Source organism: Arthrobacter sp. NPDC056691 (assembly GCF_042791415.1).
Taxonomy (GTDB): Bacteria; Actinomycetota; Actinomycetes; order Actinomycetales; family Micrococcaceae; genus Arthrobacter.
In genome coordinates this window covers 1-13,117 of the sequence record NZ_JBHTXX010000042.1, presented here as the reverse complement: position 1 = coordinate 13,117, position 13,117 = coordinate 1, and the positions used below count along the sequence as shown (strand labels likewise).

Below are 13,117 nucleotides of genomic sequence, written 5' to 3'. Positions count from 1 at the left end.
CCCTACGCCAGGAAGGCCGTGACCTGCGCTTTCGTGTCGGCCACCACAGCCGCCAGCCCGTTGCCGGCCAGCCAGCCGCCGACCATCAGCAGCCCGTCGACGCCGGCGCAGACCTGCCGCACTTCGGCAACCCGCTGCCGGTGCCCCACAGCGGCAAAAGGCAGGGCTCCGGCCCAGCTGACGACGTCCCAGTCCACCAGCGCCTCGCGTGTGACGGGCACAGTCAGCAGCGCTGACGCATCCCGCAAAGCCGTGTCAAGCAGTTCCTCGTCCGGTGCTGATTCCGGCCCCGGCACAGACCCTGCCGAAGCCGCTGAAGCACCCTCGCTGCGCCCATAGGAGAGCCGCAACACGTGCCTGCCGCTTCCGGCCGCTTCCGCTACCCAGTCCCATTTGCCGGTGGCGTGGGTGAGAGCCTTCGCCCGGATTCCCTCCGTTTGCGGCGCCACCAGGATTCCGGTCCCGCGCGGCCGACGGTCCAGCGCCGGGAGATCAACCACGAGTGTCACAAGCTTGACCAAGGGTCCGGGCCCGGGCTGATGCCCGGCCAGGGCCGGGACCGCTTCCCCCAGGAGCCGTACTGCAGACGGCCCGTCCAAAGCGACCACCAGGACGTCTGCCGTGAAGCCGTCCTCCCCCGCCGCTACCTCCCAGCCGCGCGGGGTCCGCGTGACAGCGGTGGCCGCAGTAGCCGGCAGCAGTTGCACGCCGCGCGCCCGGAGGTCCGCCACGAGCTCCGTGACGAGGGTGTGCATGCCGCCCTTCAGTCCGGCGACGGCGGAGCCTGCCTTGGCAGGTTTGCCCTGGGTCGGCGCGCCCTGCGCCGGCGCAGCCTGGGTTCGCGCGGACTGGGTTCCGGCCCCCTTGCGCTGGGCGGCCACAGCGGCCGCCAGCGAGCCGTGCCGGGCGACGCCGGCGCGCAACCCCGGGGCGACCATATCGACGTCGAGCAGCCCGGGATCAGCCGAATGCACGCCGCCCACCACGGGTTCCACCAGCCGCTCCAGGACGCGGCGTCCCATTCTGGCCCGCACCAGCGCGGAGACGCTGGAAACCTCGGCGGTGGTCCCTATGGAGGCCGGAAGCAGTTTGTCCAGCGAGGCGCGCAGGGAGCCGCCCAGGCCCAGCGAGCGGCGCACCTCCGGGTCCCACGGATTGGCGGGGATGCCCAGCACGCCTGTCTTGGGAAGTTCACGGGGTCCGCCCGGCAGCTGCACCCAGGCGCCGCCGGGCCGCGGGGCAACGATGTGTCCGCCCAGCCCCAGTTCGGCCGCCAGATCGGCCACCGCGGTGGAACGGGTGGCGAAGGACTCGGCGCCGCTGTCCAGGGTCAGCCCGGCAACGTCGTGCCGGCCCACACAGCCGCCCCACGCGTCGGCAGCTTCCAGCACGGTGGTGTTGAGGCCCGCCCGGGCCAGCTCCCGTGCGGCCAGGAGCCCGGAGATGCCGCCGCCGACCACCAGCGCCGTGCGCCCGGCAGCCGGAGGACTGCCTGCAGCCACGGCCCTTTACTCCGGAGAGATGGAGTGGATGAGTTCGACGACGCGCGTCAGGACGTCCGGGTCCGTCTCCGGCGGTACGCCATGGCCGAGGTTCAGCACATGGCCGGGGGCTGCCGCGCCCGACGCGATGACCTCGCGGACGTGCGCCTCAAGGACCTCCCACGGGGCAGACAGCAGCGCCGGATCGATGTTGCCCTGCAGCGGGACGGTGCCGCCCAGCCGGCGGTTGGCCTCCGCCAGCGGCAGCCGGTAGTCGACGCCGACGACGTCAACACCGACGTCGCGCATGGCCACGAGAAGTTCGGAGGTGCCGGTGCCGAAGTGGACCAGCGGCGCGCCAAGGTCGCGGACGTGGTCCAGTGCCCGGGATGAGGCTGCGGCGACGAAGCGGGTGTAGTCCGCCAGGCCAAGGGAACCCGCCCAGGAGTCAAACAACTGGCCGGCCGAGGCACCGGCCTCCAACTGGGCGCGGAGGAACAGGCCGGAGGCGTCCGCGGCCCAGTTGGCCAGCGCCGTCCAGGTCTCGGGGTCGGCGTGCATCATGGTGCGCGGACCAAGATGGTCGCGGGAGGGCCGGCCCTCCACCATGTATGCGGCCAGCGTAAAGGGTGCTCCGGCGAAGCCGATCAGCGGGGTCTTGCCGAGCTGGTCCACGGTCAGCCGGACAGCTTCCCGGATGGGTTCGAGCGACTCCTCGGTGAGGCGGGGCAGGGCCGCGACGTCGGCGGCGGTCCGCACGGGCTTGTCCAGGACCGGCCCCACGCCCGGAACTATGTCCACGCCGACGCCGGCAAGCTTGAGCGGAATGACAATGTCGGAGAAGAAGATGCCCGCATCAACGTCGTGCCGGCGCACCGGCTGCAGGGTGATTTCCGAGGCCAGCTCGGGCCGCAGGCAGGACTCCAGCATGGCGACGCCCTCGCGCACCTTCAGGTATTCAGGCAGGGAACGCCCCGCCTGGCGCATGAACCACACCGGACGGCGGCTGGGCTTGCCGCCGCGGTACGCCGTGATGAGCGCAGAGTCTGCAGTGCGTCCGTCGCGAAGCGGATGGCCTGCATCGAGTCCGGTACCGGCGGGGGTTACAGCGCTAGAAGTCATGCCTTTGATTGTGCCCAAATTCGCCCCCAAAAGATAACGACAGCCTGTCATCCCGCGCGTGCCCAACCGGGCCGTGGCCGGAATCACAGCCGCGGAAGCCCCGCTTCCGGGCAGGGGGTTGTTCTACGGGGGTGCGAAAAAGCTATGATTGTCCTGCTGTGGTTCTTTTCTCATTGGTGGCTACACACGCCGACATCGACCTCGAAACCGTTGCTCAGCTGAGCAACGGTTCTTCCGGCATTGCCACGTCCGCCCTCGCCGGTTCCCCGGCGGTCAAGGGCGCGGTTGTCCTTGCCACCTGCAACCGCTACGAAATCTACGGCGAGGCGCCGCACGCCGACGACGTGGAGGCTGCACGCGCCGCCCTGGTGGGCCAGATCAGCGAATCGAGCGGACTCAGCGAGCAGCTGGTGTCCCGGTCATTCAGCACGAACACCGGCCCCGAGGTCACCAAGCACCTGTTCGCCGTGAGCTCGGGACTCGACTCCGCGGTGGTCGGCGAACGTGAAATCGCCGGGCAGGTGCGCCGGGCCCTGATCACCGCCCAGCACGAAGGCACGGCAAGCGCCGGACTGGTCCGCCTGTTCCAGGCCGCCTCCAAGACAGCCAAGGACGTCGGCGCGCAGACTGCGCTCGGCTCCCGCGGCCTGTCCATCGTCTCCGTGGCCCTGGACCTCGCCACCGACCTTTCCGAAGAGACCGACTGGTCGAGGAAAAAGGTTGTGGTGTTCGGCACCGGCGCCTACGCAGGCGCCACCATGGCCCTCCTCCGGGAACGCGGCTGCCGCGACATCTCGGTGTTCTCCTCGTCCGGACGCGCGGCCACCTTCGTGGCAACGCGCGGCGGGACCGCCCTCGACGGCGACTCCCTGCACGCCGCCGTCACCGCCGCCGACGTCATGATCGGCTGCAGCGGCTCGGACACGAGGGTGGAAGCCGACGAGCTCGCCCGGGTCCGCGCCGGGTCCGCCCAGCCGCTGATCGCCATCGACCTGGCGCTCACCCACGATTTTGATCCCGCCGTCGGAGAGCTCGACGGCGTGGAGCTGCTGACGCTGGAGTCCGTGCGGCTCGCAGCGCCCCAGGAGCAGGCGGAGTCCCTCGCCCAGGCCAGCACCATGGTTTCCGGCGCCGCCCAGGCTTTTGAACAGGAACGCGAGGCTCGGTCCGTGGACTCGGCCATTGTGGCCCTCCGCCGCCACACCATGAACGTGCTCGACGCGGAAATGGAAAAGGTGCGCGCCCGCCACGGCTGCACCGCCGCTGCCGAAGAGGTGGAGTTTGCGCTGCGCCGCATGGTGAAGCAGCTGCTCCATGTCCCCACGGTGCGCGCCCGCGAGCTGGCATCCAACGGCCAGCAGGACGACTACGTCGCTGCCTTGGAAACCCTGTACGGCATCACGGTGGAGCAGCCGGCTGCCGCATCCAAGGCCGAATGCCCCGTGGACCACAGTGCCCTCGCCCCAAGCCAGCAGAGTACTGGCGCCCTGCCCGAACACGAGGCACACAGGAACTCCGCCTAACCGGCGCATGTTCTGACAAACAAGGTCCCGCAAGCTTTCCATAGGCTCCCCGCGCAGCATTGATGTTGCCCGTGAACACCATATTGGGGAGCAATCATGCATTTTTCTTCACCGGCCCCTGCCGTCCCGCCTCTGAGCCGCCGGCAATTCGGACTGATTGTGGGAGGCGGAGCGCTCCTCCTCCTAGGCGGTGGGACCTACGGCATAGTGTCCCGCAGCAGACCCGGGGGCGGAGCCGGGCTCGCCACGGCCTTCGGGACCCTGTCCCTCGTCGACGCCGGACGCCTGGCCAGGCTTGATGCGCAGGGGCGGCCTGCTGCCACGCCGCTCGCCTCGGCCATATCGCAGGTCACGGACGGAACGCGGCGGGCCGCCGCGGCCGGCCAGCCAGGGATCCAGCGCATTTCCAGCCGGCGGGGCACCGCGGTGGACGACCACCACAGCGATCCCCTCCTGGACTCCGACTGGCCGCAGCCCGGCAACTTCACCTGGGGCGACGTCGTCGTGCTCGAAGTGGCACTCACCAATGTCCGGTCCGAGCCGGTCCTGTTCAGCCCCGGACAGCTGCGGCTGAAGCTCCTGCCCTCAGGCATCACCGTTGCCCCGCAGGACGCCGACCGCGGCCCCGGCACGATTGCCGCCGGCGCCACTGAACAGGTCTGGATCAGCTACCTCGCCCCTCACGACTCCGTCGCCATGGAGATCGAATACACGGGGCTGGAGGACGTCGCCGGCCAGGCTCTCGCCCTGCCGCTTCTCAGCGTCGCCAAGGAGACCTCATGAGCCCCCTGGACCTTCACATCAATGACGGCTACCTTCCGATGGTGGACGGCACGCTCGTCTACCACCGCGGGTTTGGGGACCGCCGGAGCGCGGTCAAGGATCCGAAACCCAGCCTGGCCGTGAGTCCCCGGGTGTTCCTGCGCAACGGCTCCGTCGTGGCCAGCCGGACCTATCCGCTCAAGGCCGCGTTGCCTCCCCTGGGCCGGCCCGCACCGGCAGCCAAGGATCCCCTCAACCCGGGGGAGTTCCTGATCCGCCGCGCCCACTGGGCCAGCTTCTTCCCGGACCGGACGCTCATCGCGGAAACCGGCAGCACCATCAGCATCCGCGTGACCAACAACCTCACGCAGGACCACTCCCTCCAGTTCCTCAACGCCGGCCCAACGAAGGGCCACGTCGGAACCGGGGCCATCAGGCCGGGGCAAACCAAGACGCTGACCTTTAAGGCGCCGACGGAAGGCGCCTACCTGTACTGCGACCCCGGCGGCGAACCGGCAGACCCCGATGCGGATCCGGTGCAGCGGATCCTGGGCCTGTTCGGCGCCCTCCTGGTGGTGAACCCGGACTCGCCGTGGCTGGCGGGCGCGGACGGACCCGAATTCGAGCGCCAGTGGCTGTGGATACTCCACAACGTCGATCCTGTCTGGGCAGGCATCGCCTCCCGGCAGGGCACCGTTGACCCGGACAAGACGCCCGTGGTGCCCCGCTACTTCACGCTCAACGGGCGCAGCGGCTACCAGTCCCTGGCCGCCTCCACCGATGAGTCGCTGAACCGGATCCGGGAGGAGGACACCCTGATGTCCGGCTCCGCGCGCCAGATCGACGTCCGGAACTTCAGCCTCACACCCGCGGCCGGCACTGTCCGCGCCGGGCAGCTTATGCGCTTTGTCAATGCGGGCGTCGTCCACCACCAGCTCCATTTCCACGGAAACCATCTCTGGACGGTGCAGCGCAACGGTGAGCCATTTCCGCGCACCAAGGGCCGGGTGGATTCCGACGGACACGTGGTGCTCCAGCAGTGGGAAGACGTGGTGGAAATGCACCCGCTGGACCGCAAGGAGTCGATGCTGCCGATGCGGCGCCCGCCGGAGGCCATCGAGCAGGTGTGGAACGCCCGGAAGACGGATTGGAACTACCCGATGCACTGTCATGCCGAGCCGTCGCAGGTGGCGCGTGGCGGCATGTACCCCGGCGGGCTCGTGGGCCACTGGACCCTCGCCGCACCCGGACCGGTCAACGCCACCCCGCCGCACGAACTGTTCCGCAGCCAGGTGGACTTCAGCTCGAACCAGATGCACGAGGGAAGCCCTGCCACCGAGTTCCCCCTGAAGCCCGACGTCGCACATGAATTCAAGTTCTTCAACCAGAAGATGAAGTTCGACGACGGCGGAGAGTTCGAGATGTGGACGTTCGAGACGGAGAACTCAGGCCGGATCTTCCCCGCTCCCCTGGTTCGACTCACGGAAGGACAGTTGTTCCACGGCACCATCCACCCGAGCAAGCGGGTCCACACAGTCCACTGGCACGGCATGGAGCCCGACCCCAGGAACGACGGCGTGGGCCACACATCCTTCGAGGTATCCGGTTCCTACACCTACCAGTGGCGGCCTGAGCGGGGCATCCCCGGAAACCCGAACGTCGGCGCGTCCGGAACATACTTCTACCACTGCCACGTCAATACCACGCTGCATGTGCAGATGGGCATGTTCGGCCCGCTGATCATCGACCCGCCGGTACATAAGGACTACCCGGTGACCAAGGGAGCGCGGCGGGCATTCGTCGACGGCCCGGAGTACGACATCGACACCGAGACCATCCTGGTCCCGTATTCGGTGGACCCGCGCTGGCACGAACTCAACCACGCCGCGGGCCTCTCCGGAGATGATGCCGGCCTGGACAAGTTCCAGCCCGAGCACTTCTACCTGCTCGGCGGCGAACTTGCCCCCGCGCCCACAGCAGAGGGGCCAATCCAGCTGACCCGCATCCGTGCCCGCGTCTCCACCGGGGGCACGGTAAAGCCCACGCTGCTGCGCCTGCTGAACGCCAACTATTTCCCGGTGAACGCCTATTTCACCGACTCCGCGGGAAAGCGCGTCGCCATGGCCGAGCTGATCGCCCACGACGGCCGGCCGTTCCGGGACACTTCAAACCCCAATGCGCCGGCTCTGCCCATCTCGAAAACGAGCCCCATGCGCACCAGCATCATCAACTTCGGTGCCGCCGAGCGCTACGACATGCTCCTGCGCCCGCCGGCGGCTGGTGACTACACGCTCACTGTGGACCTGCTGGACTGGATCACCCGAAAGGTGGTCAAGTCACGGCAAATCCCGGTCATCGCGCGGTGAGCCCGGGGTTAGTAGACGGGCTTTTGGGGCTCCACGTCCCGAACCCAGGCGAGGATGCCGCCGTCGAGGTGGCTGACGCGCTGGTAGCCGGCCTTCCGGGCGGCTGCCAGCACGGCGGCGGACCTCGTCCCGGCCTTGCAGTGGAACACGATGTCCTTGTCCTGGGGCAGCTCGCCCCATGCCTCGCCGGAGAGGATGCGTCCCTGCGGGATCAGCACGGAACCGTCGATCCGGACGATGTCGTACTCCCCCGATTCACGCACGTCCACAAGGTCGAAGTCCTTCAGCCCCGCTTCCCGCGACGCCAGCATGGTTGCCAGCTGCGCTGCCGTGACGGTGTGGTCCGTGTCGGTTGTCTCCGCCGGCGCGATGCCGCAGAAGGCCTCGTAGTCGGTGAGCTCCGTGATCCGCGGGGCGTCGGGGTCCTTGGACACCCTGATCTCGCGCCAGCTGCCGCCCAGGGCGTCGTACAGGGCCACCCGGCCCAGCAGGGAACGCCCGACGCCGGTAATCAGCTTGACTGCCTCCGTCACCATGAGCGATCCGACCGCCGCGCACAGCATGCCGAACACACCGCCCTCCCCGCACGACGGCACGGAACCCGCCGGCGGCGCCTCCGGATAGAGATCGCGGTAGGTGGGTCCGTGCTGCTCCCAGAAGACGCTGACCTGCCCGTCGAAACGGAAGATCGATCCCCACACGTACGGCTTGCCGAGGATGGCGGCGGCGTCGTTGACCAGGTAGCGGGTGGCGAAGTTGTCCGCGCCGTCCAGGATGAGGTCGTAGCCGGCGAAGAGCTCCAGTGCGTTGGAGGCATCGAGCCTGACGTTGTGCAGCCGGACGTCCACCAGCGGGTTCAGCTCAGCGATGGCATCCCGTGCGGACTCGATCTTGGGACGGCCGACGTCGTGGACTCCGTGGATGACCTGCCGCTGCAGGTTGCTCAGGTCCACGGCGTCGTCGTCGACGATCCCGATGGTTCCCACGCCGGCAGCGGCAAGGTAGAGCAGCGCCGGCGCGCCCAGGCCACCCGCACCGATGACCAGCACACGCGCGTTCTTCAGCCGCCTTTGGCCGAGGGCTCCGATTTCGGGAATGATGAGATGCCGGGAATACCGCTCCACCTCTTCGGTGGACAGCCCGGGCGCGGGATCGACGAGGGGGCCCGGCTGCGTGCGGACAGTATTTGCGGTGGACGGAGAAGCCATACTTCAATGTATGCCTGAAGATACCGCGCGGTCATATTACCCCCGGGTAAAGTGAAGTTAACAGCAAAGGAAAGAAGGCCAACAGTGGTTCATCATGCACCGGTTGATCGAACTCAGGCCGCGCAATCCAATGCCGGCCCGGCCCGCCCCGCCGGCCAGCGCTCCGCCAGGCTGCCGCGCGACGAGCGCCGGGCCCAACTGCTGGCAGCTGCCCAGGAGGTTTTTGTTGCCAACGGCTACCACGGCGCAGCCATGGACGAGATCGCGGAAACGGCCCACGTCAGCAAGCCCGTGCTCTACCAGCACTTCCCGTCGAAGCGTGAGCTGTACCTTGCCCTGCTGGACAGCCATCTCGAGGCACTGACCGAGCTCATGCTCGGGGCCATGAACTCCACCACGGACAACAAGGAGCGTGTGCAGGCCGTCATGCGCGCCTATTTCCGCTTCATTGACAGCGACGACCAGGCCCACCGGCTGGTGTTCGAGTCCGACCTCATCAACGACGCCGATGTCAGCTCGCGCCTGGAGACGTTCAACAAGACGTTCGCCGAGGCCATTGCAAGGATCATCGCCGAGGACACCAAACTGCCGCTGCTGGAAGCCCAGCTGCTGGGACGCGGGCTGGCCGGCATGGCCCAGGTCAGCGCCCGCTACTGGCTCGAGACGGACGGGAACCTCGACCTCGATGTGGCCAGCGACCTGATTTACCGTTTAGCTTGGCGCGGAATCTCTCGCTTCCCCAAAGAGACCTAGACTACAACTGAAACTACCTTTGTAATTTCAACCTTGATTGGCTGGGAGGCCTCGCTGTGGAAGTAAAGATCGGCATTCAGAACGTCGGCCGTGAAATTGTGCTGGAATCGGCTCAGGATGCTGACGCTGTGGCTAAAGTAGTGGCCGAGGCCATCGCCAAGGGCAGTGAGCTCCGCCTGAACGACGAGAAGGGCCGCCAGATCATCGTCCCGGCCAACGTGCTGGGCTACGTCGAAATCGGCGCTGAGGAAGTGCGCCGGGTCGGCTTCGGCGCCCTGTAGGCCGAGCCGTGCTGTCCCTCGTGATCGTGCTCCTGGTGACTGCCGCTGCCGGCTTCATCGTCTGGGCCAACGACCGGCGCCATACCAAGTACGGCATCCTCCTGCCGGCCGGTACCGCTGCGGCGGTAGGCATGCTGGCGTGGATCATCTGCATCTGGGCGGGGCTGGGCTACCAGCCGGGCCTGACCTGGATACCGTGGGTCCTTCCCATGGCGGCCGGGACGGCTGCTGCCCTGGCAGTGGCTGTCTACCTGGGCCGCACGCGGGCCAAACAGGACACCCACCGGCTGACGGCAGCGCTGAAGATCTGACCGCCCGGGATTCGGCAGCGTCAGGACTCGGCAGCGTCAGGATTCGCTAGCGTCCGGCCCGTGGCCTTCCTCGGTGCACAGGCAGAGCCGGTTTCCCTGGGCATCAGTGACCACCACCCAACTGGGTGCGTGGTCACTGTTCATTAAGGCCCCGGTGGCCGCCGTCTTCTCCAGGGCGGGTGCCGACTCCGCCTTCGAGCGGTGGACGTCCAGGTGCAGGCGGTTGACGCTGGGGGTCGCGGTCTCCTGGAACCACACACCGGGACCGCGGCCGTACGGATCCGTGAGGTCCCCGAACCGGCCCTTCCGGTAACCGAGCGCGACGCGCCAGACCTCGGAAATCTCCGCCGCGTTGGCTGTGTCGATGCCGATGTCCACCGACCGGTACAGGCCGGGCTGGGCCTCGGCGCCGGCCGCCGACGCGGCCGCGCTGACCGAGGCCGCGGCTCCAGTGTCCCGCGTGGTCACCTCGCCCCCGACGTCGTGCGAACTGAACCGGATGAACACCCGGTTGTAGCGCCAGTCCAGGTCCGGATGGTGGTCCATGTCCTCTGCCACACGCCCGACGGCGGCGATCAGTTCCAGCGCGGCAGCCGCCGTCGGCGTCTTATAGACGGTGACCAGGCCGCCCAGCCGGTAACGCCAGTCGCTAAGGCCTGCGAGCGCCTCGTCGATCTGGGGTCGGGTGAGGATGTCGTCCTTGGCGGCCACAACTGACTCCTTGGCAGTACCTGCTGAGCCTGCCCCGCCGGGCCGCCAAGGAGATTGGCCGGGGTTTAGAGGAACTCCGCCCGGCCCTCCATGGCCGACGAGGCCAGGGCATGCTCACGGCGCGGGATACGCCCGGCCGCACGCGCCAGCCTACCCGCGACGACTGCGTGTTTGAAGGCCCCGGCCATGAGTGCCGGGTTCTGCGCCCGGGTGACGGCGGTGGCCAGCAGTACGGCGTCGCAGCCCAGTTCCATGGCCAGTGCCGCGTCCGAGGCCGTACCGATTCCTGCATCCAGGACCACGGGGACAGACGCCCGCGACACGATCAGCTCGATGTTGTGCGGATTGAGGATGCCCAGGCCTGTGCCGATCGGTGCTCCCAGCGGCATGACGGCGGAGGCCCCCAGGTTCTCGAGCCGGAGTGCCAGGACGGGGTCGTCGTTGGTGTAGGCGAAGACTTTGAAGCCGCGGTTGACCAGCTGCTCTGTGGCGTCCACGAGCTCCACGGCGTCCGGCAGCAGCGTGTGCTCGTCCGCGATGACCTCGAGCTTGACCCAGTCGGTCTCCAGGGCTTCACGGGCCAGCTCGGCCGTCATGACGGCATCCCGGGCCGTGAAGCAGCCGGCGGTGTTGGGGAGCACACGGATGTTGTGGTCCACCAGCAGCTGGAAGAGCGAGCCCGTTTCCGCAGGCGAATAGCGTCGCATTGCAACTGTGGTCAGCTGGGTGCCGGACGCGACCAGCGCCGCGCCGAGACCGTCCAGGCTCGGAGCCCCTCCGGTGCCCATGATGAGCCGCGATGTCAGTTCCACCCCGTCAATGACCAGGCTGTCTGCTGTTTCAATCAATGTTTCTGCCATCGTGCTCATCCTCCTTGGACTGCCGTGACTAGTTCGATCTCGTCGCCCTCGGCGAGGGCGGTGCTGTACCACTGGCTGCGGGGCACGACGGCTGCATTGCGCGCCACCGCCACACCGAGTCGCTGGCCGTCGGCGGCCTGCCCGTTGGCGGACAGGCGCCGCCCCGTGATCTGGCTGACGAGCGAGGTGACCGAGGCGCCCTCGCCCACAACCTGATCTATGCCGTTCAGAGTGATGTTCATGCTGGTTCCTTGTTTGGGTCAAATGTGACGTGGATCAAATCAGGCGGGGCTCAAATGTGACAGTGCTGCCACCGGGTCCGGGAGCCCGGGGGAAAACCGGCCCGGCAGGAAGTGGGCCCAGCGCGGGTCCGGAATGCCGTCCATGAGCTGGCGGCAGATCGCTGCCGCCGCCGGGGTCAGCAGGACGCCGTGGCGGAAGAACCCGGTGGCAATGATGAGGCCGGCCACGTCCGTCCCGGGCCCCTGCCCGCGGGCCGGCACCCGGCCGAGCAGCGGCGCGTTGTCGGGTGTGCCCGGCCGCGCCCGCGCGGTGGCTTCGAGGAGCTCGAGCTCGGCGACTGCCGGCAGCAGGACCTGTGCGTCGCGCAGCAGCTGGTAGACACCGCCGGCGCTGGTGCCCGGCACGCCGTCCTCGCGCTGCGTGGCGCCGACCACCACCGTGCCGTCCTGGCGCGGCACGATGTAGACCGGAACGCCCCGCACCATACCGCGGACTGTTGCGGTGAGCAGGGGCTGCAGGTGTCCGGGGACCCTGAGCCTGAGGATGTCCCCGTAGACCGGGCGCAGCGGCAGCTGCAGGCCTTCCGGCAGGTTCTGCAGCTGCGCCGCGGCCAGGCCGTTGGCCACCACCGTCTCAGTGGCCCTGACGGTGCCGCCGCCGGCCAGCCGGACCCCGCAGACCCTTCCGCCGTCCCAGAGCAGGCCGGCGGCGTGCTCGCGCACGGCGTAGCCGTCCGCTGCCGCGATCTCTTGGCCATGGCCGGCCAGCTCCGCAGCAATCGCGCGGACCAGCCTGCGGGGATCCACCTGATGGTCTGCCGGGATGTCCAGGGCACAGGAGATCCCGGGGCTGAGCAGCGGCTCCCGTGACCGTGCCTCACGGATGGTCAGCGGTTCAACCTCCAGGCCGTGGGTCCGCTGCACGTCCCGCAGGTCCATCAGGGCGCGCCGGTCGGCGGGATCGGCACCCACCGCAAGGGTCGGCGTCGTCAGGTATCCCGCGTCTTCGCCGGCGGTGAGCGTGGCGGCAAACTCCGGCCACCTGGCGGAGGACTCCAGCATCAGCTCCAGGAGCCCTTCCTCCTGGTAATGCAGTTCGCTGACCGGAGCGAGCATGCCGGCCGCGGCCCAGCTTGCACCGCTGCCGGGCGCTTCATCGATGAGTACCACCGACCGGCCCGAGCGCCGTGCCTCCCAGGCGATGCCGTGGCCCACCACGCCGCCGCCGACGACGGCGACATCTGCCTCAAGACTGGTGGCGGCACATTCCGCGCCACTGATGTCAGGGTTCATGAAAATCCTTCCCTACGCCGGTACTAACCGGATCAGGTCAAGCGGTCGGCTCTGACGCCCTCTCAGCCCTGCGCCTTTTATGACAGCAGTAACGGCTCCCGCGGTACCTGCCCAGTTTAGTCTCCGAGGGGCGGTCGCCGCGCCGTGGCGGTGGAAAATTGGTGGGTCCCTCACCTGTCTTGGTCGTGATCTGGTGCTCATCGG

13 protein-coding genes and 1 riboswitch are annotated in these 13,117 nt (G+C 68.4%); of the genes, 6 read left to right on the top strand and 7 right to left on the bottom strand.

The features are described from left to right. Window positions 1-2 precede the first annotated feature (2 nt). Together hemG and hemE are read right to left on the bottom strand one after the other, a co-directional pair. Window positions 3-1,502: a protoporphyrinogen oxidase gene (gene hemG, locus ACFRAU_RS23355; protein ID WP_378001688.1), complete on the bottom strand. Its 1,500-nt coding sequence runs from the start codon at window positions 1,500-1,502 to the stop codon at window positions 3-5. Between the two features lie 6 nt (window positions 1,503-1,508). Next, on the bottom strand, window positions 1,509-2,603 hold the full coding sequence (hemE, locus tag ACFRAU_RS23350; protein ID WP_378001687.1) for a uroporphyrinogen decarboxylase: 1,095 nt from the start codon (window positions 2,601-2,603) through the stop codon (window positions 1,509-1,511). Between the two features lie 158 nt (window positions 2,604-2,761). Here hemE and ACFRAU_RS23345 point away from each other — a divergent pair, with 158 nt between their 5' ends. From ACFRAU_RS23345 to ACFRAU_RS23335, 3 genes are all read left to right on the top strand, one after another. Continuing rightward, a complete protein-coding gene (locus ACFRAU_RS23345) occupies window positions 2,762-4,126 on the top strand; it encodes a glutamyl-tRNA reductase (protein WP_378001686.1) in 1,365 nt (454 codons plus the stop codon). Window positions 4,127-4,333: 207 nt separating this feature from the next. After that, window positions 4,334-4,909: a hypothetical protein gene (locus ACFRAU_RS23340; protein ID WP_378001685.1), complete on the top strand. Its 576-nt coding sequence runs from the start codon at window positions 4,334-4,336 to the stop codon at window positions 4,907-4,909. Next, window positions 4,906-7,254 (top strand): multicopper oxidase domain-containing protein, encoded by a 2,349-nt coding sequence (locus tag ACFRAU_RS23335; RefSeq protein ID WP_378001684.1) that lies wholly within the window; start codon window positions 4,906-4,908, stop codon window positions 7,252-7,254. Before ACFRAU_RS23340 ends, ACFRAU_RS23335 begins: the two co-directional genes overlap by 4 nt. 8 nt (window positions 7,255-7,262) lie before the next feature. On the opposite strand, the gene moeB is transcribed toward ACFRAU_RS23335, so the two are convergent. Then, window positions 7,263-8,462, bottom strand: a complete 1,200-nt coding sequence (moeB, locus tag ACFRAU_RS23330) for a molybdopterin-synthase adenylyltransferase MoeB (RefSeq protein WP_377997617.1) — start codon at window positions 8,460-8,462, stop codon at window positions 7,263-7,265. Window positions 8,463-8,546: 84 nt separating this feature from the next. On the opposite strand from moeB, the gene ACFRAU_RS23325 reads away from it, so the two are divergent. The 3 genes from ACFRAU_RS23325 to ACFRAU_RS23315 are packed head-to-tail and all read left to right on the top strand — an operon-like array spanning window position 8,547 to window position 9,807. Continuing rightward, window positions 8,547-9,215 carry a TetR/AcrR family transcriptional regulator gene (locus ACFRAU_RS23325; protein ID WP_377997618.1) on the top strand — a complete coding sequence of 223 codons (669 nt, stop codon included), beginning with the start codon at window positions 8,547-8,549 and terminating at the stop codon, window positions 9,213-9,215. Between the two features lie 56 nt (window positions 9,216-9,271). Further along, window positions 9,272-9,496 (top strand): DUF3107 domain-containing protein, encoded by a 225-nt coding sequence (locus ACFRAU_RS23320; protein WP_076801574.1) that lies wholly within the window; start codon window positions 9,272-9,274, stop codon window positions 9,494-9,496. Between the two features lie 8 nt (window positions 9,497-9,504). Then, window positions 9,505-9,807 carry a hypothetical protein gene (locus ACFRAU_RS23315; protein WP_377997619.1) on the top strand — a complete coding sequence of 101 codons (303 nt, stop codon included), beginning with the start codon at window positions 9,505-9,507 and terminating at the stop codon, window positions 9,805-9,807. Between the two features lie 36 nt (window positions 9,808-9,843). Here ACFRAU_RS23315 and ACFRAU_RS23310 read toward each other — a convergent pair whose 3' ends face one another. From ACFRAU_RS23310 to thiO, 4 genes are all read right to left on the bottom strand, one after another. Then, window positions 9,844-10,518, bottom strand: a complete 675-nt coding sequence (locus tag ACFRAU_RS23310) for a 4a-hydroxytetrahydrobiopterin dehydratase (protein ID WP_378001683.1) — start codon at window positions 10,516-10,518, stop codon at window positions 9,844-9,846. A 65-nt stretch (window positions 10,519-10,583) separates the two neighbouring features. Next, window positions 10,584-11,378 (bottom strand): thiazole synthase, encoded by a 795-nt coding sequence (locus ACFRAU_RS23305; RefSeq protein WP_378001682.1) that lies wholly within the window; start codon window positions 11,376-11,378, stop codon window positions 10,584-10,586. Between the two features lie 5 nt (window positions 11,379-11,383). After that, window positions 11,384-11,620, bottom strand: a complete 237-nt coding sequence (gene thiS, locus ACFRAU_RS23300; RefSeq protein WP_377997622.1) for a sulfur carrier protein ThiS — start codon at window positions 11,618-11,620, stop codon at window positions 11,384-11,386. A gap of 39 nt (window positions 11,621-11,659) precedes the next feature. Further along, complete coding sequence (thiO, locus tag ACFRAU_RS23295; protein ID WP_378001681.1) at window positions 11,660-12,913, bottom strand: glycine oxidase ThiO; 1,254 nt, start codon at window positions 12,911-12,913, stop codon at window positions 11,660-11,662. Beyond that, window positions 12,906-13,025: riboswitch (TPP riboswitch) on the bottom strand. Its footprint overlaps the gene before it by 8 nt. Window positions 13,026-13,117: the final 92 nt, after the last annotated feature.